This is a genomic window from Fibrobacter sp. UWT3 (assembly GCF_900230125.1).
Lineage (GTDB): Bacteria > Fibrobacterota > Fibrobacteria > Fibrobacterales > Fibrobacteraceae > Fibrobacter.
In genome coordinates this window covers 39,361-62,051 of the sequence record NZ_OCSS01000001.1, presented here as the reverse complement: position 1 = coordinate 62,051, position 22,691 = coordinate 39,361, and the positions used below count along the sequence as shown (strand labels likewise).

The following is a 22,691-nucleotide window of genomic DNA, read 5'->3' as shown; positions in this document are numbered from 1 at the left end:
GATGGCTCCACTTACCTTAGCAAAAATCGCGATACGCGCGCTTCTCCGCAACCGCATGCGCACCTTCCTCTCGGTGCTCGGCATCGTCATTGGCGTGGCGGCAGTCATCGCCATGGTGGCGATGGGCGAAGGCTCCCGCATTTCCATCAAGGAGCAGATGACTTCGATGGGCTCGAACGCCATCATCATCATGCCGAACCGTGACAGGCGCGGCGGCGTGCAGAAGGAATCCAGCGAGATGCTCGAGGAAGCCGACGTGATTGCCATACGCGAGCAGGCGACATACATCGACGGGGTCTCCCCGATGGTCACTGTCGGCGGGCAGGCGATTGTCGGCAACAACAACTCCCCCACCACTCTCTCCGGGATTTCCGCAGACTACCTCAAGATACGCAACTACGAAATCGAGGACGGCGTGATGTTCGACGACGAGGCAGACCGCATGGCGAAAGTCTGCGTCATCGGGCAGTCCGTCGTGAAGAACCTATTCCCCGAAGGCGACCCCATCGGAAAGACCCTGCGCTACAAGAGCATTCCCCTGAAGGTCATCGGCACCCTGAAGGCGAAGGGCTCCGGCGATTTTGGACAAGATAACGACGACGTGATATTCACTCCGTACCAGACCGTAATGCGCAGGTTCTCGGCAACGACAAACATCCGGCAGATTTACGCGAACTCTATCGGTGAAGGGTATGCCGAGAAGGCGACCGAGGAGATTATGGGAATCCTGAAGGAACGGCGCAGCTGGACAAGGCCCACAGACCCGTTCCGCGTATTCACGCAAGAAGAAATGATACAGACCATCACGAGTACATCCGACCTGATTTCGCTCGTGCTCACCATCATCGCAGGAATTAGCTTGTTTGTAGGCGGCATCGGAATCATGAACATCATGTATGTTTCCGTCACCGAGCGCACCAAGGAAATCGGGCTCCGCATGGCAATAGGTGCACGCGGGCGCGATATCATGTTCCAGTTCCTGTTCGAATCCGTCATCATCAGCCTGCTGGGGGGTATCATCGGGATTGCGCTCGGCATTGCCGCCTCCGAGGTGGTAAAGAGCGTATTCAACATGCCTATGAGCGTTTCTATCACGAGCGTCGTCGTGAGCTTTGCCGTGTGCTTTGTCACCGGAGTATTCTTCGGATGGTACCCTGCAAGGAAGGCAAGCCGGCTCGACCCGATTGAAGCGCTTAGGTTTGAATAAGAAACTAGGGAGGGGCGGTTTAGTTGCTGGAGGGGCGGTAACCGAGAAGCCGCATGCTGTAGAGCGCGGTTCCCTTGCTGATGCTGCGCACACCGGTGGCATACCCGAAGATTTTTCGCAGGGGGACTTCCGCCTTCAAAAAATGCGTTTTGCCGTCACCGCCGATTTCCTTCACCTTGCCGTCACGGGACTGTATATCGCCCGTAACGAGGCCCGCAAAGTTCACCGGGCATTCGAGCGAAAGTTCCATCACGGGTTCGTACAGCCGAACATCGGCGGGCTTGATGAGTTTCACGACCGCATCGGCGCACGCCTTCTTAATCATGGGGGGCAAGGCGCCCTCGGTCCATGTGAACTCGTGAACGATAAACCGCACACCCACCAGGGCGCCCTTCCCGAGCACTCCCACCTCGGTCGATTCCAGGAGGGCAGAACGCACTCCCGCCAGAATCTCGCGGGGGGCGGTCTCCAGGAATTCCGCAGAAAGCCGGATGTCGTGCGCCTCGCTATCGAGCGGGCTTGCCGAAAGCCTTATGGAAATCTTGTGCGGGCCTACCTGGAACGTATTTTCCACCGGGCCCACCTCGCGGCACAGGCGTTCCTGCCAGCGCACCTCGGGGCTACCCGCGCGCACCTCGCAGCCGAACTCGCGCTTGAGGCGAGCCAGCAGCACCTCGAGCTGCACCTCGCCCACCGTATGCAGGTACCAGAAACCGCCATCATCCTTCTGCACGCGGAAACTCGGGTCCATGCGGCTGAGCGTATTCAGGCTCTTTTCTACATGCTGGTAGTCCTCAGAACCGAGGCACTCCACGCGGGTCTGCAACAGCGGGCGGTACTTCTCGCGAATAGACTGTTGTTCTTCTTGGATTCTATCGGGGCTGTGCCCCTCCGGAATGACATCGTGCTCCGCATCCAGATCCTTCGACTCCATGCCTTGCGGCATTCCACTCAGGATTACACGGCGCTGTCCGTCCAGGCTTATAACCTGCCCCAGTTCCGTCTCGAACGGGGCGCGCATCGCATATATGTCGCCCGGGCGTATCTCCTCTACGGGCACGAGCAAGTTTGCCTTGAGCCTCGAGAACTCGAAACCCGCGGGCCATTCCTTGCGCTGCATCGCCGTATGGCTACGGAACAGCGAGATTTCGCCCACGCCCTTGAAATGCCGCAGGCGAATCACCTGGCCGAGCTCGCCCGCATTAAACTCCGGGACTTCCGGCAAAAAGAACGACAGGGCCGTAATGAGGCTGCGCACGCCGTAACCCTCGAGCGCGGAACCCGCGTAACAGAGCGCGTATTCCCCGCTCTTCGCAAGCGCCTTGAGCCCGCGCAAAAGCAACTTCGGGGCAACCGCCTTCCCGTCCATGGCAAGCTTCAGAATCTCGTCATCAAAACTGCTCGCGAATTCCACCGCCTCGGCATAATGCTTCTTGAGCTCGCGCGAATTGTCCCAGCCGTCATCGACGTTCCAGCCCTCGTCCACGATCTCCTCGCCCGTCTCGGAATGCACAAGCCTGCTCTGGCTCAGCACATCCAGAATGCCGCTCATCTTGCCCGCGGTATATTCGGGAAGGGCCATCAGCACCGGCCGCACGCCCAGAAGTTCCTCCACGTTGATGAGGGTTTCGTCCAGCGAGTAGTCGGGATTGTCCAGCTTGTTTATGAACAGGATTACGGGGACGCCCGCCTCGCGTAACTTGCGGAAGGCGGCGACGGTCTGCGTCTCGACACCGCTCGCGGCACTCACCACCAACACGGCACCTTCCACCGCACCGAGCGCCATGTCCACCTCCGCGCCAAAATCCACGTGGCCCGGAGTATCTATAAAATTGAACCAGGTGTTCTTCCACTCGAAATGAGCGACGCCGCTCTCGATGGTAATACCGCGTTCCTTTTCTTCGGGCATGTAGTCCATCGTGGCAAGGCCCTCTTCCACCTTGCCCGGCCGGCGCACCTCGCCCGCCGCAAACAGAATGCGTTCCGACAGGGTCGTCTTGCCGGCGTCCACATGGGCGAGAATTGCAATGTTGCGAATGGGCATAAGTTTCAATCTAGCAAAAAACTTTACTTGACGCAGCGGAGCGAGAACGCGAACTTTTTGGATTTCGCGGTGTAACCGAAGGCCATCGACTTGTTCGTGAGGTACCACACGCGAGCCTCGCCCGCAGGGATATCTTCCGACTTGTCGTCCGCAGTCCAGAAGAAGGCGAACTTCGCGAGGTTACCGTACGTGCCGTCATCGAAGCGGTTGCCCGCAGGCATGGCAGAAAACTTGAGCGTATCGTTCCCGTTGGTGTCACCTTTCCAGCCGTAGTTTGTCTTCAATAGGTAACCCGCATTAAAATCCGCGCCAGCAGCCGTCCAGAGTTTCTCGAAATCTGCGTGTGTCGGCACGCGGAAACCCGCAGGGCACGCCTTCTGCGCAACATCCCAGCTGTACAGGCGCCCATAGGCCATGCAGCTGTTCTCGTCGTCATCGAGGCAAAAACTGCCTTCCGCATTGTAGTTCAGGTTGTCGCCCATCCAGATAAGGCCCGCAATATTTACCACGCGGTAAACCTGCCCGTCGCGGGCATCCTTCACTTCGGATTTCTTCACCGCCTTTGCTGCCGTCCTGGTGGGTTTCGGGCTAGCCTTCGCCTTCGCGGGCTTCGCTACGGATAAACTCGCAAACGCAAACACAAGTGCCGTTATCGCTACAATAAAATGCTTCATGACTGCAATTATAAAAAATCGGAGCCTTCCTCGGGCATCACCATATCCGGGTCCTCGAGCACGAACTCGTTTTCGACGGAATCCATCTTACGTTCCGCGGTGGCATCAAGCGCTTCCGCATGCCCGCGGAGTGCTGCAAACGGGTGGAAAATCTTCGCACGGGCCTCCATGCTCATGCGCGGGTGCTTCATGAGGAAATTCCAGTCGTCCCTCGGGTACGGCAAATTTATTATGTCTTTATAATCATCCATCATCAATCATCAATTAAGCTCGGTGCCCTCCGATCTGCCCATTCCGCTCGATGGTCGTCGCACCTTCCTGCAGGTCCATGCCCTTCACGATGGCGTTCTTGCCAAACCGCTTCTTTATAAGCAGTTCCGCCTTCAGGCGCTTCTTTTCGCGTTCCTGCTTCTGCACGTCAGTAAACAGGTCGAACCCGCGGTTCTTTTCGTCCACGATGTCTGTCGCGACCAGGTTCAGGCGACGCACCGTAAGTTCCGGATTCACGATGCGGTCAAAGAGCTTCATCACAGCGTCGGCCATCACCGTCTGCGAACTCGTGTAGTACCCGATATTCGCCGTACCGTGCGCTGGCTTCGGCACCGTCCTTCCATAAAAATCCTGCACCGTCTCGCCGTGATAGGTTCCCTTGTCCACGTTTTCGCGGTCATAACCCACCGTAAGCACGAGCCCGTTACATACAAGTTCATGTTCCACCAGCGCCATCGAGACGGTATCCACCATCTCGCGCACCACGATACGCGCCTTGTCGAACGGGTACGGGTCCTGTAGAACCTGCCCCTCGCCCGTACTGCGGCTGCGAGGTTTCGCCTTCCGGATATCTGCGATGGTGCACGGTTCGTAACCCCAGGCATGGTCTATCAGGATTTCCGCATTCACGCCGAGCATCTTGTAGAGCGCCTCGGGATTCTTGACACTCACGCGGGCAATGTCGCCCATCGTGCGGATACCCCGCCCGCCGTTCAGGTAGCAGTTCTCTAGCCTCGCCGCTATGCCGCGACCCACCTGCCAAAAGCTCGTAATCGGGCGATGCGACCAGAGATTTTTCCGGTAGCTCATCTCGTCGAGTTCCGCGATTCGCACGCCGTCACTATCCGCCTCCACGTGCTTCGCCATGATATCCATCGCGACCTTGCACAGGTAAAGGTTCGTGCCTATTCCGCCTGTAGCGGTAATTCCCGTCGTGTTGAACACGTCCTGGATAATCGTCTTCACCAGTTCGCGCGCCGTCATCTTGTACAACTTAAGGTAGCGCGTCAAATCCAGAAAGCACTCGTCGATGGAATACGCGTGAATGTCTTCTGCGCTCACGTACTTGAGATATACGTTGTAGACCTTCGTGGAGTACTCCACATATTTTGCCATCTGCGGCTTCGCGATAATGAACTCGATTTTTTCGCCCGTACGGCGCTCCACCTCGCGCACCTTCTGGTTCACCTCGAACAGGCGCGCACGCCCGGGTATCCCGTAGGCCTTTAGCGCAGGCGTCACCGCAAGGCAAATCGTCTTCTCGGTGCGGCTCTCGTCGGCCACCACGAGTTTCGCCTTCAACGGGTCAATGCCCCGGAGGATACATTCCACCGAGGCAAAGAACGACTTGAGGTCTATGGCAGCATACGTGCGGGAGGGCATGGGAGGGAATATAAAAAAAATGGTCAAATAACCCCATTCAGGCTTTACAATTCACGGGTCCAGGACGATAATAAAATGAAATTTCTAAATTGTACCCGAACAAAAAGGATTTACTATGGCTGACTGCAACGAAAAGAAAGAAAACCAGACTCCGGAAATGATGAAGAAGGCGGAAGAATTCCTCGCTTCCAAGCGCCGTATCTTCCTGTGGGGTGGCGTCGATGACGAGAGCGCCGAACGCATCGTGAAGCAGCTCCTGTACCTGGATTCCCTGAACCACGAAGACATCGTGTTCTTCATCAACAGCCCGGGTGGCGTGATTTCTAGCGGCCTTGCCATCTACGACTGCATGAACGCCATCCAGAGCGACGTCGTGACGGTCTGCTGCGGCCAGGCGGCATCCATGGGTGCCGTGCTCCTTACCGCCGGTGCAAAAGGCAAGCGCGTCGCATGGCCGAACGCCCGCATCATGATTCACCAGCCGCTCATCCACGGCGAGATTGTGGCTCCCGCGAGCGACATCCAGATCCAGGCCGAAGAAATGCTCCGCATCCGCGGCATCACGGGCAAGATCCTTGCCGAAACGTCCGGACACACGATCGAGGAAATCGACCGCGATACCGAACGCGACAACTTCATGAGCGCCGAAGAGGCCAAGGCCTACGGCCTGGTCGACAAGGTCGAGAGCCTCGTCTAACGGCGCGTTAAAGGATTCTAGAAATGGGCCTGTTTTCTGCCATCAAGAACGGTCTTGCGAAGACGCGCGACGCCCTCATGGGCGAACTCAAGGGCATTGTCGGCGCGGGCAAGATTACCGACGACACGCTCGAGGAACTCGAGGAACACCTGATCAAGGCCGACGTGGGCGTGGAAGCCGCGTTCCTCTTGACGGATGCACTCCGCGAACAGGCGCTGGGCAAGTCGCTTACGACCGAGCAGGTGCTCGACATCATGCGGAGCGAGGCGGAACGCCTGCTCAAGGACCCGCCGCCGTTTGAACTCAAGGGCAAGCCGCACGTGGTTCTCGTGATTGGCGTGAACGGTGCCGGCAAGACGACTACGATTGGCAAGCTCGCCTCGCGCTGGATTAATGAAGGCAAGAAGGTGATGATTGCGGCATGCGACACGTTCCGCGCCGCAGCCATCGAACAACTCGAGACGTGGGCCGAGCGCAGCGGTGCAGAATTCGTGAAGCACCAGGAAGGGAGTGACCCTGCGGCAGTCGCATTTGACGCCTGCCAGGCCGCCGTCGCCCGCGGGTGCGACGTGGTGCTGATTGATACCGCCGGCCGCCTGCACAACAAGGACTACCTGATGGAAGAACTCAAGAAGATAGTCCGAGTGATGAAGAAGGTGAACCCGGATTTTCCGCACGACATGTGGCTCGTGATTGACGGCAATACCGGCCAGAACACTATCAACCAGACGAAGATTTTCAACCAGAGTTTCCCCCTGACGGGGCTCGTGGTCACCAAGCTCGACGGGACTGCACGTGGAGGTGCGGTTCTCAGCATTGCAAGTTCGCTCCAGATTCCCATCCGCTGGATTGGCATGGGCGAGCGCATCGACCAGCTGGTGCCCTTCAGCAAGGCCGAATACGTGGAAGGCCTTTTCGAGAACGCGCTGGAAGAGCAGCCTTAAAGTCTAAGGGTTCCGGCGATGGCGAGATTCACGCAAGATACGGCAAATGAGGCGCGGGCGACCGCGTTTCGTTTTGCTTTTGCCGTGCTCGCCGCGTTCCTGCTCGCCTCGTGCAGCAAGGAAGATATCAAGCCCGACATGCGCCTGGTGGAAGCGTTTGTCGAAGTGCGCATAATCGAGCAGAACTACGGTGCAGAAGCGCCTGCGGCAAGGCTTGCCCGCCAGGCGACCCTCAAGAAGTACGGCTATACCACCGAAACGTTTACGCAGGCATGCGACGCCGTCCTGAACGACGACGCCATGTGGCTCCCGTTCGAGCGTGCGGTTACCGAGCGCATCGATTCGCTGCTGGGCATCCCGAAGCCGGTCAAGGAAAAAAAGAAGGGGGAGAAGAAGTGACGCGCGTTTCCCGTTTTGCGAAAGCGTTTGCCGCGGTCTTGTTCCTGTTGGCGTTCTGCGTGCCCGCCGGTTTATCGCCCGCGTATGCGGCTGTCCCGAAGAAGAAGTCTAAAGTCCACTGGATGGATTACAACACCGCGCTCGCGAAGGCGAAACAGAACCCGAAGCTCATCTTTGTCGACCTGTATGCGGACTGGTGCGTGCCCTGCCGCATCATGGAGGCGAACGTGTACAGCGACCCGACGGTCGCCTCGGTTTTGAACAGCAGGTTCTATGCCGTAAAGCTCAATGCCGAGTCGCAAGACACGATTTCGTGTGACGGGGAGCGCAAGACGGTACAGCGCTGCTACTTCGACACGTGGGAATTGAGCGCTTTGCCCGCCTTCGTGCTCGTGGCGCCGAAAGGTCTTACTATATTGACGGTAACGGACTCCATGAGCCCCGAAGAAATGCAGTCTCTTCTTTTCAAGTTCCTTGTAAAGGAAGAGGAGTGGATAAAACAATGAGTGAAGAAGTAGTATTCTATTTGCGCGTCGCCTTCTGGGGGCTGTTTTTTCTGCTTGCGCTCTGCTACGTGATTTTCCCGGTGACGCTCCCGTTCGTGAGCGAACTGTTCAAGCGCCGCCGCCGCGATATCATTGAAAATTTTGATCTGCCTACGGTTTCGCTCCTGATATCGGCCTTCAACGAGGAAGGCGTCATCGAGCGCAAAATCCAGAACATCCTGGAAATCGACTACCCGAAGGAGAAACTCGAAGTCCTGATAGGCGACGACGGTTCTGCCGACCGCACCGCAGAAATTATCGCGCGATACGCCGACAAGGGAATCACCCTCGTGAAGGCCCCGAAGAACGCGGGCAAGGCGGCGATGCTCAACCGCCTGCAGAAGATTGCGAAAGGCGAGATTCTCGTGTTCTGCGACGCGAACACGATGTTCTTCCCGAATGTGGTGCGCAAGCTTGTCGCCCCCTTCGAGGACCGCAAAATCGGGTGCGTCTGCGGCCACCTGATTCTTTCGGACAAGAGCGGGAGCATGCTCGGCCAGGGCGAAAGTTCGTACTGGGATTTGGAATCCGAAATCAAGAAGTTCGAGGGAATCCTCGACAGGCTTATCGGCGGTAACGGCGCTCTCTACGCCATCCGGCGTAACCTCTACACGGAACTGCCCGTAAAGAAGAGCGTCATGGACGACTTCTTCATTACCACGAAGATTCTCCAGAAAGGGTACTTCTGCACGTTTGTCGCAAGCGCCATCGGCACGGAACAGACATCGAAGGAATCGAGCGGCGAGTTCCGGCGCAAGGTGCGTATCGGGCGCGCGAACTTCAACTACCTGTGGTCTTACCTGCCGCTGCTGAACCCGTTCCGCCCGCTGCTTGCGTACCTCTTCTTCTCGCACAAGATTCTGCGCTGGTTCTCCCCGCACCTCATAATACTGCTGTTTATCCTGAACACGCTCCTTTTGCCTTTTGGCCGTGTTTATCAAGTGTCGTTCGGGTTCCTTGTGCTCGCCTTCCTTGTTTGCGTGACGAAGGCGGTGCCGAGTGCATATTACTTTATGTCGATGAACCTTGCCCTGCTCAAGGGATTCTTCCTCTCGTTCAGGCGTGAAAAGAGCGGTGGCTGGGCCCGCGAAGCGCGCAGCGATGAATGAGTGTTTTGGATGAAAGGATGTGTCATTCTGAGCAGAGTGCATAGAATAGGTGAGAGAAAGTGTCATTCTGAGCGGAGCAACGTAGTTGCGAAGTCGATATACAAGACCTGGGGCTTTAGCCCCATAGTCGCGTTAGGTTCAAAGGAGCAGAATCTAGACTTGCAATATTTCGAAACGAGAGTTAGAAGTTGAAGATGCATGAAAAAAAGACATTGTCAAAGTTTGCTGTTCTAAAGGCGGTCTTGTTGGCCGTCGCATTTGCTGTCATCCCGGCGAACGCCTTCACAATGGACGTGCAGGGCGGTGTCACGAACCACGTGAGCGAACTCTCCAAGTTCAACATGAGTTTCTATGGCCACTGGTGGTTCCCTATCGACAAGATGACCTTTGTGGGCGTGGGCGGCGGTTACGAGGAACTCGACAACGTGGGCTACGTTCCGCTTTCTGCCAGCCTGTGGGTGCGCCTCCCCATCGGGCGGCAGGTGCTCCCGGTCGCTATCGGCGATTTTGGCTACATGATTGGCGAACGCCACCAGATGTTCTGGCGTGCGGGTGGTGGCCTCGATATCAAGAACGGGGACTACTCGTCCATCTTGCTTACGGCGGGTTACCAGTACCTGCACCATGACGGGCACGGCTTCGTATACCTCCACGCAGGAATCCTCGTGGAAATCTAGAATCGCTCTTGCATACTCGAGAATTTAACTGGGAGGTGCAAAATGCTCGGTAGATTACTTGTCTGTTTTTTGCTTTTTATTTTCCTAGGCTGCGAAAATCGTGAAGACGATTCTTGCCCGCCTCCCATTGACAGCGTGATGACAAGTCAATGCAAGCAGTGCTTGGATGACGAGAAGTCCTATTCGGCTTTTGGGCTATTCCTGAACCATTACTTTAGTCATTTTGACGACACATTTTCTTTAGACGATGATCTTGTGATTTATATGTACCCGGTGAATGAAGGGTATTTCATGTATTCTAAAAACAAAGAGGTAAACAAGGTCTGGTCGAGCGTTTGCGGTGTGTACGAGAGCCTGACCCCGGAACAGATGGAAAGGCTGAATAACATTGAAAATAATGTGAGGATTGTGACGCGAGAAAAGCCGTCAAAAAATGGACCAAGAATTTCCTTGTTCATGTGGAAGGGGAAAAGCAATAAGCATGCTTCATTAAAAGAAAGGTTTGAGTATTTCCCGGGCAATGAAGAAATCAGAGGGGATGACAACATGTACAATTTCTTTGCGAAAGAAGTATTTGTCCATGGATGCAAGAAGCATCTTCTTACGACCTTCTGAATGATGAATAATTTATGGCAAATAGAATAATCGCCATACTCGTCTTATGCTGCTCGTTTTCGATGGGCTGTTTTTATGATGATGCGTCCATGATTTTGTTTTCGAAGGATACGACCGTAGATTGCATCAAGATAAAGATTAGTTATACCAAACCCATGGGGAATTGTAAAAGCCTGACTGTCGGCACGTCTGTGCCTTCAAATAGGAAATGCAGTGATTCTGCGGTTGTAAAGGGCTCTGAAATACCCGTTTACGATTTGACAATAAATGATACCCTGTACAAGATTAAACTGAAGCGGATATATTCTGCCGACACTTTGATAAAACGTTCGGTGATAATTGATACGGTTGATTTGAAAAGAAACCGTCAATAAGATTGAAGAAGCCCCCTTGCGGGGGCTTCTTGATAAAGGCGATAAACGATTACAGCACTCCGTGAGCCGGAGACGACTCGTCTTAACGAGTCGTTGCAGGCGAGAGCGAGCGCAATCCGGAGTAATTTAATACCCGGGTTTAGCGCGAGCGGTCTTATAATACGCCGTGCGCCTGGCGGGCAATCACGTCGAGCTGCTGTTCGCGCGTAAGCTTGATGAAGCGAACCGCATAGCCGGACACGCGGATAGTGAAGTTCTGGTATTCTTCCTTCTCCGGGTGTTCCATCGCATCCTTCAGCTTCTCGACGCCGAACACGTTCACGTTCAGGTGGTGGCTTCCGGTACTGAAGTACCCGTCCAAGACCTGCATGAGCTTTTCGGTACGTTCCGCGTCGTCGTGCCCGAGCGCTGCCGGGTTGATGGTCTGCGTGATGCTGATGCCATCGAGCGCGTAGTCGTACGGAATCTTGGATGCGGAATTGAGCGAAGCCAGGAGGCCGTGCTTTTCGGCACCGTAGCTCGGGTTCGCGCCCGGAGAAAGCGGTTCACCCGCCTTGCGCCCATCGGGGAGCGTTCCCGTCGCCTTGCCATAGACAACGTTGCTCGTAATCGTGAGAATGCTGGTCGTCGGTTCAGAATGGCGGTAGGTCGGGTTGTGCTTGATCTTCGCCATGAACGTCTTCAGGAGCCACACGGCAATGTCGTCGGCGCGGTCGTCATCGTTTCCGTAACGCGGGAAGTCGCCTTCAATCTGGAAGTCCTGCGCAAGGCCGGTTTCCTTGTCGCGGATGACCTTCACCTTCGCGTACTTCACGGCGCAGAGGCTGTCGACCACGTGGCTGAAGCCTGCGATGCCGGTCGCGAACGTACGGCGCACGTCGGTATCGATGAGCGCCATCTCGGCGGCCTCGTAGTAGTACTTGTCGTGCATGTAGTGGATAAGGTTCAGCGTGTTCACGTACAGGCGTGCAAGCCAGTCGAGGTACAGGTCGAACTTGTGCACCAGCTCGTCGTAGTCCAGGTATTCGCTCGTGATGGGCGGGTACTCGGGGCCAATCTGCTGGCCCTTGCAAATCGCCTCGTCCTTACCGCCGTTGATGGCATACAGGAGCGCCTTCGCGAGGTTCGCACGTGCACCGAAGAACTGCATCTCCTTGCCGGTCTGCGTTGCAGAGACGCAGCAGCAGATGCTGTAGTCGTCACCCCAGATGGGGCGCATCGTGTCGTCGTTCTCGTACTGGATAGCGCTCGTCTTCACGGAGATTTCCGCGGCGAACTTCTTGAAGTTCTCGGGCAGGCGCGGGCTGTAGAGCACGGTGAGGTTCGGTTCGGGCGAGGGGCCCATGTTCACGAGCGTATGCAAGAAGCGGTAGTCCGTCTTGGTGACCATGTGGCGGCCGTCCTGGCCGAGGCCCGCAACTTCGAGCGTCGCCCACACCGGGTCGCCGCTGAACAGTTCGTTGTAGCTCGTGATGCGCGCGAACTTGACCATGCGGAGCTTCATCACGAAGTGGTCCACGAGTTCCTGGGCTTCCTCTTCGGTGAGGATTCCCTTCTCCATGTCGCGGTTGATGTAGATGTCGAGGAACGTGGATACGCGACCCACGCTCATTGCGGCACCGTTCTGCGTCTTGATGGCGGCGAGGTAGCCGAAGTACAGCCACTGCACGGCCTCGCGTGCGTTCCTTGCGGGCTTCGAAATGTCGTAGCCGTAAATCTTCGCCATTTCCTTCATGCCCTGGAGCGCCTTGATCTGCTCGGCGAGTTCCTCGCGCTGGCGCACGACTTCTTCGGACATGTCGGTCTCGTCGGTGAGGGCCTTGTCGGCCATCTTCTTCTCGATGAGGTAGTCAATGCCGTAGAGGGCCACGCGGCGGTAGTCGCCCACGATTCGACCGCGGCCGTAGGTGTCGGGGAGGCCCGTGATGATGTGGGCCTTACGGGCTGCGCGCATTGCCGGGGTGTACGCGTCGAACACGCCCTGGTTGTGCGTCTTGTGGTAGTCCGTGAAAATGTGGTGCAGTTCTGCGCTCGGGGTGTAGCCGTAGTTCTTGCAGGATTCCTCGGCCATCTTGATGCCGCCGAACGGCATGAACGCGCGCTTCAGGGGCTTGTCCGTCTGGAGGCCCACAATCTTTTCCAAATCCTTCGTGCCTTCGCCGATGTAGCCGGCGGGGTGGCTCGTGAGCGTAGATACCACGTCGGTATCCATGTCGAGCACGCCGCCCTTCGCGATTTCCTGCTTCTGCAGTTCCTGGACCTCGTTCCAGAGCTTGGTGGTGGCGGCGGTCGGGCCCACGAGGAACGACTTGTCCCCGTCGTAGGGCTTGTAGTTCTTCTGGATGAACATGCGGACGTTGACTTCTTCTTTCCAGCGCTGGCCGACGAGTCCGTCCCATTCTTCTTTCACTATCATCTTTTACCTTCTTTTATCCTTATTCAAAAAGCAAAAACAACCTGATTTATGAGTCCAAATCTACCAAAAAAGCGGTGGGGTCAATCCCCAAAAAATCGGCGCCCGTCTGTGTTTGCACTACATTGTAATTATTACAAATATACATAATAAATTATCAAAGAGCAACAGGAAAAATTAAATATTTTGCAATTTGTTGAGGGTCAATGAAATAACGCGTGCGACGGGAAAAGAATTCTGGCGGCGCGGGCATTTTTAGTACAGTTGATACACTTTTTACAGAACTTTAGCGTCTACGCGTGCGCGACCCAAGAAAAAAAGATACCTTTAAAAACAGAAAAACTTGAAACCGCGAGGTTCCCATGAAAACGAAATTCATCTTGCCCCTGGTTGTCGCTGCCGCATTTGTCGCCTGCTCCGACGACTCCTCCTCCACCGCCCCGGTGAATCCCGATCCGGCACTCTCTTCCGACGCGCTCCCGACAGACCTGGGTTCCTCTTCGGACATGGCGGTCATTGACCCGACATCTTCTTCCGACATGCTCCTGCCGGAACTGTCGTCTTCCTCGGTCTTGCCCGATGTTCCTCTCTCTTCATCGGCAACTCCGTCGGCCGGCGGCATCGACCCGATTCCACCCGCAGTCGATGGACCGTACGACCCGACCAAAAAGTACACGTTCTACGGAGCGGAACTTACCGGCAAGGAACAGTTCCTGTACGGGCGTTTCGAGGCCCGCATGAAGATGGCCGCTACAAGCGGTTCCGTGAGCTCCATGTTCCTCAACTACGACCTCTCCTGGAAAAAGGGCGATGAGCCGTGGAACGAGATTGACATCGAGATTCTCGGCAAGGACCCGAACTCGTGGCAGTCCAATATCCTTACGCGTGAGGCTGACCCCTCCATTTCGGGCCTGACATCTTCGGAAAAGATTCACGAATTCGGTTTCGACGCGACGAATGAATTTCATTTGTATGCAATCGTCTGGACTCCGGATTACGTGGCCTGGGAAATCGACAGCGTAGAAGTCCGCCGTGTTGCGACGGGTGAACTTGTGGGCAGCCACGCCGATGCGGACCAGGTGAAGTTCCTTACGGAACAGCAGTCCCTCCGCTTCAACCTGTGGGCCTCCAAGACCGCTAGCTGGACCGGCAAGTGGGCTCCGGAAAATCTCCCCATCGAGCAGCATATCGACTACGTGCGTGTGTACGCCTACAATGCGGACACCAAGGGCTTCACCCTCTCCTGGCAAGATGACTTCGAAGGCGACGCTCTTGATTACAGCCGCTGGTCCGAAGGCAACTGGGAAATGGAGCGCGTGATGTACCGCGACCTGAACATCCGCGTGGAAAACGGCTACGCCAAACTCCGCCTCGACTACGAACTGTAGCTTTTAACGAAATTCGCTCCTCCTAATGGGACTCCCGGACTTGTCCGGGGGTCTTTTTTTTCTAAATTGGCGCTCCTTCGGAGCGCATTTAGCACGGCTCAGCAATGTCAAAACAACAAGTTGTTTTGCCGCTACGTTCGCCTTTTGCTAAATTTACGCCCGAAAAATAAAAGGGACACATTATGCCTACTATGACTTCTGCGCAGGTGCGCGAATCTTTCATCAAGTTCTTTGAATCCAAGGGCCACCTCTTTGTGCGTTCTTCGCCGGTGGTCCCGCATGACGACCCGACGCTCATGTTCACGAACGCGGGCATGAACCAGTTCAAGGCTATCTTCCTGGGCGACAATCCGAAGGGCTGGAAGCGCGCATGCAACAGCCAGAAGTGCCTCCGCGTGTCCGGTAAGCACAACGACCTCGACGTGGTGGGCCGCGACAACTACCACCACACCTTCTTCGAGATGCTCGGCAACTGGAGCTTCGGCGACTACTACAAGAAAGAAGCCATCGCCTGGGCTTGGGAACTTTTGACCGAAGTGTGGAAACTCCCGAAGGAACGCCTGTTCGCGACCGTGTACCAGGATGACGATGAAGCTTGGCAGATTTGGAAGGACGTGTCCGGTCTTCCGGATGATCGCATCATGCGCTTCGATGCTCACTCCAACTTCTGGGAAATGGGCGACACCGGTCCGTGCGGCCCCTGCTCCGAAATCCATTATGACCGCGGCGACCTCGCTACGCAGGCCGAAACGTTCAAGGACCCCATCAAGGGTGTGAACGGCGAAAACGACCGCTACATTGAAATCTGGAACAACGTGTTCATGCAGTACGAACGCGTGAGCGACGGAAGCTTGATTCCGCTGAAGGCAAAGAACGTCGATACCGGCATGGGCTTCGAACGTATCTGCGCTATTTTGCAGGGCAAGACCAGCAACTACGACACCGACGTGTTCACTCCGATTATCGCAAAGATTGCTGAACTAAGTGGCGTGCCGTACAACGATGGCGAAGCCGGTACTCCGCACCGCGTGATTGCCGACCACATCCGCGCAATCTCCTTCGCTATTGCCGATGGAGCTCTCCCGAGCAACGAAGGCCGTGGCTACGTGCTTCGCCGCATTCTCCGCCGCGCGAGCCGCTTTGCCCGCCTGCTGGGCCAGAAGGAAGCCTTTATCTACAAGCTCGTGCAGGTGCTTGCCGACACAATGGGCGATGCCTTCCCGGAAATCCGCGAACGCAAGGAATTCGTGGCCTCCGTGATCAAGAGCGAAGAAGAAAGCTTTATCCGCACGCTCGACGCCGGCCTCGAACGCTTCGCCGGCATCGTGGCTGAACTCGGCGACGCAAAGACCGTGCCGGGCGACAAGGTGTTCCTCCTTTACGATACTTACGGATTCCCGCCGGACCTCACCGGTATTCTCGCCGAAGAAAAGGGCCTTACCATTGACGAAGAAGGATACACTCAGTGCATGGAAGAACAGAAGGCCCGCGCCCGCGCCAACATGAAGCAGGGCATCAACACGATGGGTACCGAAGGTTGGACGCAGTACAGCGAAGAAAGCACCAAGTTCGTGGGTTATGAACTCTCCGCTTGCGAAACGAAGGTTGTCCGCTGGCGTGAAGACAAGGGAGTCCTCTCCATCGTGCTTGAAACCTCTCCGTTCTATGCCGAAATGGGTGGCCAGGTCGGTGACAAGGGAACGCTCGTTTCTGCTGATTTGGAAATCGACGTGTTCGACACCGTGAAGGTGAACGACACCGCCCTCTGCCGCGGTAAGGTGAAGAAGGGTACGGCCAACGAAACGACGATGGGTGCCGTGTTCATGGCCACCGTCGATAACGACCGCCGTAACGATATCCGCAAGAACCACTCCGCCACTCACTTGCTGCAGGCCGCGCTCCGCCAGGTGCTTGGTACCCACGTGCAGCAGCAGGGTAGCTTTGTTTCCAACGAACTCCTCCGCTTTGACTTCAGCCACTTCAACGCGATGACCGCCGAAGAAATCCAGAAGGCGGAAGACATCGTGAACGCGAAGGTGATGGAATGCCTGCCGGTCAACACCCAGGTGATGGGGGTTGACGAAGCGAAGGCAAGTGGTGCCATGGCTCTGTTCGGCGAAAAGTATGGCGACGAAGTCCGCGTCGTGAAGATGGGCGCCTGCAACGAAGAATTCTCCAAGGAACTCTGCGGTGGCTTGCACGTGCAGAACACCGGTAACATCGGCCTCGTGAAGATTGTTAGTGAATCCAGCGTGTCCGCTGGCGTGCGCCGTATCGAAGCCGTCTCTGGTCGCGGTGCTCTGAGCCTGCTCCGCGCCGGTACGCAGATTCTCACCGCTCTCCACGAACAGCTCCGCTGCAAGGACGTCGAAGTTCTCGACCGCATTCAGCAGAGCTTCGCCAAAACGCAGAACTTGGAAAAGAGCCTCCAGTCCGTGAAGCTGGAACTTGCGACGCTCGCCGCTGCCGAACTCTTGAACGGCGGCATCAACGTGATGGGCGTGAACCTGATTGTTCGCGAGCTCTCCATGCCGGATGAAAAGTACAAGAACTTGCTGGACGGCGTTCAGAACAAGCTCGACACCGACAGCGTCGCCGTGATTGCGAACAAGGGCGAAGGCAACGGAAGCATCGCCGTGATGGTCGGCAAGAACGTCCAGGCCAAGGGCATCAAGGCCGGCGACCTCGTCAAGGACCTCGCCGCTGCTTGCGGTGGCCGCGGCGGTGGACGCCCGGACCGCGCTCAGGCCGGTACCAAGGAAGTCGACAAGATTGCCGGTGCTATTGCCAACGCCAACAACTGGATCCGCGCGAAGTTGGGTGCGTAATTAATGCACGTCGCGCGGAAACAAAACGCGCAACATTAGCGTGTCACCCTCGCTTTTTTTATACCTTAAATCCCGCATCCACCATGCACTTCTGCGCGAAGGCGTTCGCCTCGTCCTCTTTTTCGGGATAGTTGTGCGTGATTTCGATGTTTTGCAGACAAATCCCCTTCTTGCCGTGGTAAAGCACGTGCGCCAGCTCATGGAAGAACGTGAACCACATCGTCGCGCGCTTCTCGAAGCGGTCGTGCAGCTGGATTAGGGGAACGTCCTTGTACCAGCGGTACATCCCGTGAACCGGCGAACTCTTGAAGTTCTGCACAAACAGCACGCGGATACCGATATTGCGGCACAGCGCCTGCAGGCCAGTCATGCAGTCGTCAACCACTTCCGCCTCGGGCGTCCAGTAGGTAATGCGCTTCTTGCTCTTCGGGCGAACCTTGTTGGCCGCCGCAAATGCGATGATTTCGGGGAGCGCCGCCTTCAGGTTCTTGCGGACCGCGGGCTGCCCCAGCTTTTCCATCGGGTCCTGGTCCGAAAGGATTTCGCCCCGACGAATCCATGCCGACATGGCATACGGGTCCTTGACATCGGCGAGCGAAATGCGGAAGGCGACCTTCAGGCGAGCATCCTTGTAATAACTGTCCCACGCCTGCGGAGACGCCACCGCGAAGAACTTGAGGAGCGAAAGGCCCGATTTGTCGTCAGCCTCGTTTTTACCGCGCCGTACCCAGTCGCGCACGCCAAGTTCTTCGGGAAAAGACTTTCTCCAGAGAGGCTGGTTGTCAAGGGAGGCTTTGACATATTCGCGGGCAAGGTACTCATCGTACGCAATTTGACGTCGCAGCCAGAAGTTCGCAGGAATTTCGGTTATTACCTCAAGCGAAAACGCCACTTCCGGCGTTATACGGCAATATCCCTGCAAAATATCGTTCACCGCCTTGGGCGTGTAGCCCATGCGTGCAGCCAAATCGTTGGCATCGAGACCCATTTCTTCTAACTTTTCCGACAGCGTCCTACCTGGCGGAGTCACATAAGCCAATTCATCACATCTATATACCTGCATAAACGCTCCTACTTGTGATAATCTACAATTTCTAGAATGGAAACGGTATTTTCGACAATCAAACCAACAATATTTCCAGCACTATTCATAACCGGTTTAAAGATAAGCCGATACGGATGGTCCAAGTCGCACGCCCATTGGCCAGCACGATTGCCAACCAACTCGTGATATCGTCCAGGAACATTCTTTAAAGACTCCAGATCAGCGGCGCCCTGAAGGTCGTTTATCCTATTCAAATAGACGTCCGCACGACGTTGCCCCATTTTCTTCACTGCATAGGCCTTGTCACCTGCGCAGCGAGCCAATTCTTTATCTGCATATACTACTTGCACCTACCACCTCATTATTTTACTACACCTACAATATACATTAAAATTTTAATAAATGCAATAGGTACATTATTTTTTTTGAATTCCACACCCGCAGTTCAAGCCCTTGACAGCAGGATTACGCCGAGTATAGATTTATTCTTGCTAGTGCAAAAAAAGCAAAGGAGCAAATTATGGGAAAGAAGCCGCGTATCAATTCATTCATCTACACATATGGCAAATTCGGGAAAGGATTTCGGGAAATCCTGGACACCGAGAATAAATTTCTGTACTCACACGGACGCTATCCGACAAAAATCGTAGCAGAGGACCTGCCCGAAGACTACATAAAAATTCACAGTCGCACGCTTTGGTATATGACGGGTTTCCTCAAGACGTCGGGCGTTGTCGATATCCAATACAAAATGGCGAAGCTAAACCATCTGTTCAAGGACGATTACGTCTTTATTTCTTACAAAGAAAAACTGAAGGTTGAAGAAGACCGGTTTGGCTTCATAGACTATGTCAATTACGACGCATGTTTTTGCGGGCCCGACATCCTAGATATCGCCCACGCCGTTGAGAAATATTCACATCTTGACATTTCGCACATTCGAAAGGGAATGAAGGAAAAAGTACGCTGGCTAAAGAAAAACGAACCCGATTTTTATGAAACTTGCTTCCACGGAAACGACAAGGAGTTTTTAAAAAAGATCGACAGCAAACGGTGATTGGCCTACACCGCGACCTTCGCCATTTTCATACCTCCTTTGGTAGACTCTGCTTCTGAACGCAGTCTTGAGAAAAATCCCCGTCAAGTATAATTCAATCGTTTTTGCCCCGCGAATGATGTACATCCGCGACTTGAGCAGGTCTTATAAGGGGAATTCTAGGCTATTTCATTTCTCATGCAGTTCCCGCGAAATCTCTTCGCGGTGATTTTCGCGAACGCCGCAATCCTTCGCAATCTCGTTCCAACAAGCGACCGCATTTTCAACTTGGTCTATGATTCCCGCGTACTTGCGGATTCCGACGCGTTCCGCCACCGCTTTTAGGTCTTCGCGGGTGATATTCTCTTGTTTCATATTCACCGACATCTGGTGGCGACTTATCCAGCGACTCCTCGGATTATTAGCGTAGCACAGGTCATATGCGGGAGCCAATTTCCAGGTTCCGGCTCCATCCATCAAAAAGGAAATGTTCTTGGTGTGGTCATCGTTATTTTTTGTCAACACATTGAACACCATGCAACGGAATACGTCTTCGTCTGCCTTGGCGTCGAGTCCGAGTTTACGCATTACGGCAAAGGCGTCCTCATAAGAATGACGAGTGTCTCGGTCCAAGTGGGCTAAGGCGGCAAGCGTTTGCATATGCAGCTTGGAGCCGTCTTCTGTGCGATCAAAACGCTTGGTCATAAAGTGGCAACCGCTGCTATCTTCAAGAATGCGACTCTCGCTCATGCGGATTCCGGCTCGTAAAGCCATCTTATAGTAGGCGTATTCGACGTTGCCTATTCCGCGGGGAATTTCAGTAATGCTGTCGTGTTCGCTGTAACTTACGCCGTCGAACTTGAGCAGCCAATAGCCGAACCCTTTGGGTGCAGGAACCTGGCCACTGCGCACCTCACCCGTAGATTCGTTATAGGCAATTATCGCTTTTGGTTTTGCGCCGCCGGCAGAAGTACCGACTCGCAAGATATCGTACAGGGTCTTATCCTGCTGCACAAGTTTTTCCCGAAATTTTTCACGATCCCGAAAAATGCTCTCGGCCAGTTTTACGAGATCGTCCACAAGAATTTCCGTAGATTCGTCAAGCTCCGGCGTAGACAAACCGGGTTCGAACTCCAGAGCCCCCATAGAACGCTTGCCCACATAGCACAGGCGTTCCAGCGGAGTCACCGTCTCTAGCGGGCGACCCATGGTCTGGAACCATTCCGAGATAATCTGGTCGCCGAACTTATCCGGAAGCGAATCCGCAATGAAGCCAGGGAGGCCGCGAAAGCAGTTGTTCCTGTTCTCGGCAAAAGAGAAAACGCCCTTCGTCACAGGCATCTTTATCGGGGACACCGGCAACGGATTGCGGACAAAATTGGGCTCATATTCAAAATAGGCAATACCCCGCGAAGCATCCCACGATAACGCTCCGACAGGCTTATCCCACAAGTGTACATTTACGACAAGTTCACTCATTTGGCCTTACTCCGTTTGATACGCCGAATCTTGCCGCCTTGTAACTTGCGCAACAAGAGGGGGCTTACGGGGGGCTCAGGCAGAAGTTGTTCTATATTCTCGAGCATTCCTAGAGAACGCAACACGCTTAACAAGATTTGTACGGATACGGCACCCCCGCGTTCCATCTTGGCAATCGTCCCCACGCCAACACCGGCGGACTCCGCCAGTTCGGACTGCATGAGCCCTTTGCGCAGACGGTATTCCTTGAGCCTTGCTCCCATTTCCCTCAAAATGGAGGGTGTCGACATTTCGTTCCACATAGTTAGAAATATATATAATAATCATCACAAAAAGAATGATTATTGATAAAAAAGGCGATAAAATCGCTTTTTGCGATAGTTATACACACGTCTTTTCAATCACTTTTTGATGTAATTGGCGATATTTTGTTGATGCGTTTGACGAGGCGATCACCACGACGAATATCGTCGGGGCGGCAATCTTCTACAGTTAGTAAGGATTCCTTACTTTCGTCAAATCCAGCATTTCCTTAGCGATTCAAAGTTTATTTTCTCATATCACAGCAACACCTCTAAATACGCTCTGATTTTTTTTTCTACATGGAAAGTCTTTGCAAGTTGCATCAGTTTCGGAATATTCTTTTCTTTACGGCCGACATACGTTTTTATCGCATAGGTTATTGTCTGGATATCGGCAGCGACCTTGGCTGTCATGATTTCGCACAAGGTCCGTTCTACAGAATAGGCGCGCACGGTATTGCCCAAGGGAGTCTTGACGTCTACGATTTCAAGAGGATAAAGATGCTTCGAGGAATGCTTTACCACAATTCCATTTTTCGCTAGGGCGCGCGAATGGTAGAACCCCTTAAAAGTCATCGTCCACACAAGCGGAGCGCGTTCCATCAAGGAATGCAGGAACAAAGCCGTTTCACACGAGAATACGCCCGTCGGGCAACGATGCTGCAAATTCAGGAGTTCGTCCTCTTGCGCTGTCTCCAACTGATACACTCCTCGCGCAACCCTTACGATTTTCCCGGCATCGGAAAGCTGTTTCAGGAACATTCTGTGAATACCAGCAAGAGAAGCCTCTTTCGCAGTAATCCGCCCACCTTTTGCCGAGAGAAGGTCCATCAGCATTTTTTCTTTACTATTGACAATCATACTAATAAATATACAAGATATTAGTATAAACGTCAATATATTAAAATCGTTCATTTTTCACTCCTCCCCACAAACAGGCTTGAAATTGCGGGTCTTCAATTGTATTTCGCGCGAAAAACTACTCACTTGTGCACTAATATAAATTTTCAGGGTGTCACTGTCAAGCGTTTTTCAAAAAAAGTTTGATTGAAGTGCCGTCAACGTGCCGAGAAAGTGCCATTGCTCCATAAACTGAATATTGTCTATTAGAAGTGGACAATTTTGCTTATTTTGCAAAAAATGTCCAGTAGAATTCGCTTTTTGTCGCCCATTTTCCCGGCTCCGCCTGTTCCGGCAGGGCGTTTCCCTGGCATTCGTCTGCTTCAAGGAAAAAAACAACTTGCGGAAAGCGGCGGCAATCG

The 22,691-nt window shown here is 54.4% G+C and carries 21 protein-coding genes; 11 read left to right on the top strand and 10 right to left on the bottom strand.

The window, feature by feature from the left end:
• Nucleotide 1: 1 nt before the first annotated feature.
• Complete coding sequence (locus tag CRO08_RS00305) at nucleotides 2-1,207, top strand: ABC transporter permease (RefSeq protein ID WP_097034604.1); 1,206 nt, start codon at nucleotides 2-4, stop codon at nucleotides 1,205-1,207.
• A gap of 19 nt (nucleotides 1,208-1,226) precedes the next feature.
• On the opposite strand, the gene CRO08_RS00300 is transcribed toward CRO08_RS00305, so the two are convergent.
• Genes CRO08_RS00300 through CRO08_RS00285 form a run of 4 tightly spaced genes read right to left on the bottom strand, consistent with a single transcriptional unit; the run spans nucleotide 1,227 to nucleotide 5,578 of the window.
• Nucleotides 1,227-3,251: a GTP-binding protein gene (locus tag CRO08_RS00300; RefSeq protein WP_097034603.1), complete on the bottom strand. Its 2,025-nt coding sequence runs from the start codon at nucleotides 3,249-3,251 to the stop codon at nucleotides 1,227-1,229.
• Between the two features lie 23 nt (nucleotides 3,252-3,274).
• Nucleotides 3,275-3,925, bottom strand: coding sequence for a fibrobacter succinogenes major paralogous domain-containing protein (locus tag CRO08_RS00295; protein ID WP_097034602.1), 651 nt, complete (start codon nucleotides 3,923-3,925; stop codon nucleotides 3,275-3,277).
• Between the two features lie 8 nt (nucleotides 3,926-3,933).
• Nucleotides 3,934-4,179, bottom strand: coding sequence for a hypothetical protein (locus CRO08_RS00290; protein ID WP_097034601.1), 246 nt, complete (start codon nucleotides 4,177-4,179; stop codon nucleotides 3,934-3,936).
• 10 nt (nucleotides 4,180-4,189) lie between these two features.
• The gene (locus CRO08_RS00285) at nucleotides 4,190-5,578 is read right to left on the bottom strand and encodes a DNA methylase (protein WP_097034600.1); all 1,389 of its coding nucleotides are present in this window, start codon (nucleotides 5,576-5,578) and stop codon (nucleotides 4,190-4,192) included.
• Between the two features lie 115 nt (nucleotides 5,579-5,693).
• Between CRO08_RS00285 and CRO08_RS00280 the strand changes: the two genes are divergently transcribed.
• The 7 genes from CRO08_RS00280 to CRO08_RS00255 all read left to right on the top strand — a co-directional run bounded on the left by CRO08_RS00280 (nucleotide 5,694) and on the right by CRO08_RS00255 (nucleotide 10,564).
• Complete coding sequence (locus CRO08_RS00280) at nucleotides 5,694-6,275, top strand: ATP-dependent Clp protease proteolytic subunit (protein ID WP_072809322.1); 582 nt, start codon at nucleotides 5,694-5,696, stop codon at nucleotides 6,273-6,275.
• 23 nt (nucleotides 6,276-6,298) lie between these two features.
• On the top strand, nucleotides 6,299-7,219 hold the full coding sequence (gene ftsY / locus CRO08_RS00275; RefSeq protein WP_097034599.1) for a signal recognition particle-docking protein FtsY: 921 nt from the start codon (nucleotides 6,299-6,301) through the stop codon (nucleotides 7,217-7,219).
• An 18-nt stretch (nucleotides 7,220-7,237) separates the two neighbouring features.
• Nucleotides 7,238-7,618 carry a DUF4296 domain-containing protein gene (locus tag CRO08_RS17200; RefSeq protein ID WP_255252173.1) on the top strand — a complete coding sequence of 127 codons (381 nt, stop codon included), beginning with the start codon at nucleotides 7,238-7,240 and terminating at the stop codon, nucleotides 7,616-7,618.
• Nucleotides 7,615-8,124 carry a thioredoxin family protein gene (locus tag CRO08_RS00270; protein WP_255252172.1) on the top strand — a complete coding sequence of 170 codons (510 nt, stop codon included), beginning with the start codon at nucleotides 7,615-7,617 and terminating at the stop codon, nucleotides 8,122-8,124. The genes CRO08_RS17200 and CRO08_RS00270 overlap by 4 nt, the downstream gene beginning before the upstream one ends.
• Nucleotides 8,121-9,272 (top strand): glycosyltransferase family 2 protein, encoded by a 1,152-nt coding sequence (locus CRO08_RS00265; protein ID WP_072809331.1) that lies wholly within the window; start codon nucleotides 8,121-8,123, stop codon nucleotides 9,270-9,272. Before CRO08_RS00270 ends, CRO08_RS00265 begins: the two co-directional genes overlap by 4 nt.
• A 245-nt stretch (nucleotides 9,273-9,517) precedes the next feature.
• Entirely contained in the window at nucleotides 9,518-9,949 is a 432-nt protein-coding gene (locus tag CRO08_RS00260; RefSeq protein WP_255252171.1) for a hypothetical protein, read from the top strand.
• A 42-nt stretch (nucleotides 9,950-9,991) separates the two neighbouring features.
• On the top strand, nucleotides 9,992-10,564 hold the full coding sequence (locus tag CRO08_RS00255; RefSeq protein ID WP_097034597.1) for a hypothetical protein: 573 nt from the start codon (nucleotides 9,992-9,994) through the stop codon (nucleotides 10,562-10,564).
• 528 nt (nucleotides 10,565-11,092) lie between these two features.
• On the opposite strand, the gene pflB is transcribed toward CRO08_RS00255, so the two are convergent.
• A complete protein-coding gene (pflB, locus tag CRO08_RS00245) occupies nucleotides 11,093-13,354 on the bottom strand; it encodes a formate C-acetyltransferase (RefSeq protein ID WP_097034595.1) in 2,262 nt (753 codons plus the stop codon).
• A 359-nt stretch (nucleotides 13,355-13,713) separates the two neighbouring features.
• Between pflB and CRO08_RS00240 the strand changes: the two genes are divergently transcribed.
• Both CRO08_RS00240 and alaS read left to right on the top strand, forming a co-directional pair.
• Nucleotides 13,714-14,739 (top strand): family 16 glycosylhydrolase, encoded by a 1,026-nt coding sequence (locus CRO08_RS00240; RefSeq protein ID WP_097034594.1) that lies wholly within the window; start codon nucleotides 13,714-13,716, stop codon nucleotides 14,737-14,739.
• Between the two features lie 182 nt (nucleotides 14,740-14,921).
• Nucleotides 14,922-17,567: an alanine--tRNA ligase gene (gene alaS, locus CRO08_RS00235; RefSeq protein ID WP_255252170.1), complete on the top strand. Its 2,646-nt coding sequence runs from the start codon at nucleotides 14,922-14,924 to the stop codon at nucleotides 17,565-17,567.
• Nucleotides 17,568-17,625: 58 nt separating this feature from the next.
• Here alaS and CRO08_RS00230 read toward each other — a convergent pair whose 3' ends face one another.
• Nucleotides 17,626-18,630, bottom strand: a complete 1,005-nt coding sequence (locus CRO08_RS00230) for an ImmA/IrrE family metallo-endopeptidase (RefSeq protein WP_097034592.1) — start codon at nucleotides 18,628-18,630, stop codon at nucleotides 17,626-17,628.
• A gap of 8 nt (nucleotides 18,631-18,638) precedes the next feature.
• Nucleotides 18,639-18,962 (bottom strand): type II toxin-antitoxin system RelE/ParE family toxin, encoded by a 324-nt coding sequence (locus CRO08_RS00225; protein ID WP_097034591.1) that lies wholly within the window; start codon nucleotides 18,960-18,962, stop codon nucleotides 18,639-18,641.
• 170 nt (nucleotides 18,963-19,132) lie between these two features.
• On the opposite strand from CRO08_RS00225, the gene CRO08_RS00220 reads away from it, so the two are divergent.
• On the top strand, nucleotides 19,133-19,669 hold the full coding sequence (locus tag CRO08_RS00220) for a hypothetical protein (RefSeq protein ID WP_097034590.1): 537 nt from the start codon (nucleotides 19,133-19,135) through the stop codon (nucleotides 19,667-19,669).
• Nucleotides 19,670-19,837: 168 nt separating this feature from the next.
• On the opposite strand, the gene CRO08_RS00215 is transcribed toward CRO08_RS00220, so the two are convergent.
• From CRO08_RS00215 to CRO08_RS00205, 3 genes are all read right to left on the bottom strand, one after another.
• Nucleotides 19,838-21,127 carry a type II toxin-antitoxin system HipA family toxin gene (locus tag CRO08_RS00215; protein ID WP_097034589.1) on the bottom strand — a complete coding sequence of 430 codons (1,290 nt, stop codon included), beginning with the start codon at nucleotides 21,125-21,127 and terminating at the stop codon, nucleotides 19,838-19,840.
• Nucleotides 21,124-21,429, bottom strand: a complete 306-nt coding sequence (locus CRO08_RS00210; RefSeq protein WP_097034588.1) for a helix-turn-helix domain-containing protein — start codon at nucleotides 21,427-21,429, stop codon at nucleotides 21,124-21,126. The genes CRO08_RS00215 and CRO08_RS00210 overlap by 4 nt, the downstream gene beginning before the upstream one ends.
• Before the next feature lie 258 nt (nucleotides 21,430-21,687).
• Nucleotides 21,688-22,290 (bottom strand): type IV toxin-antitoxin system AbiEi family antitoxin domain-containing protein, encoded by a 603-nt coding sequence (locus CRO08_RS00205; RefSeq protein ID WP_176495004.1) that lies wholly within the window; start codon nucleotides 22,288-22,290, stop codon nucleotides 21,688-21,690.
• Between the last annotated feature and the right edge of the window lie 401 nt (nucleotides 22,291-22,691).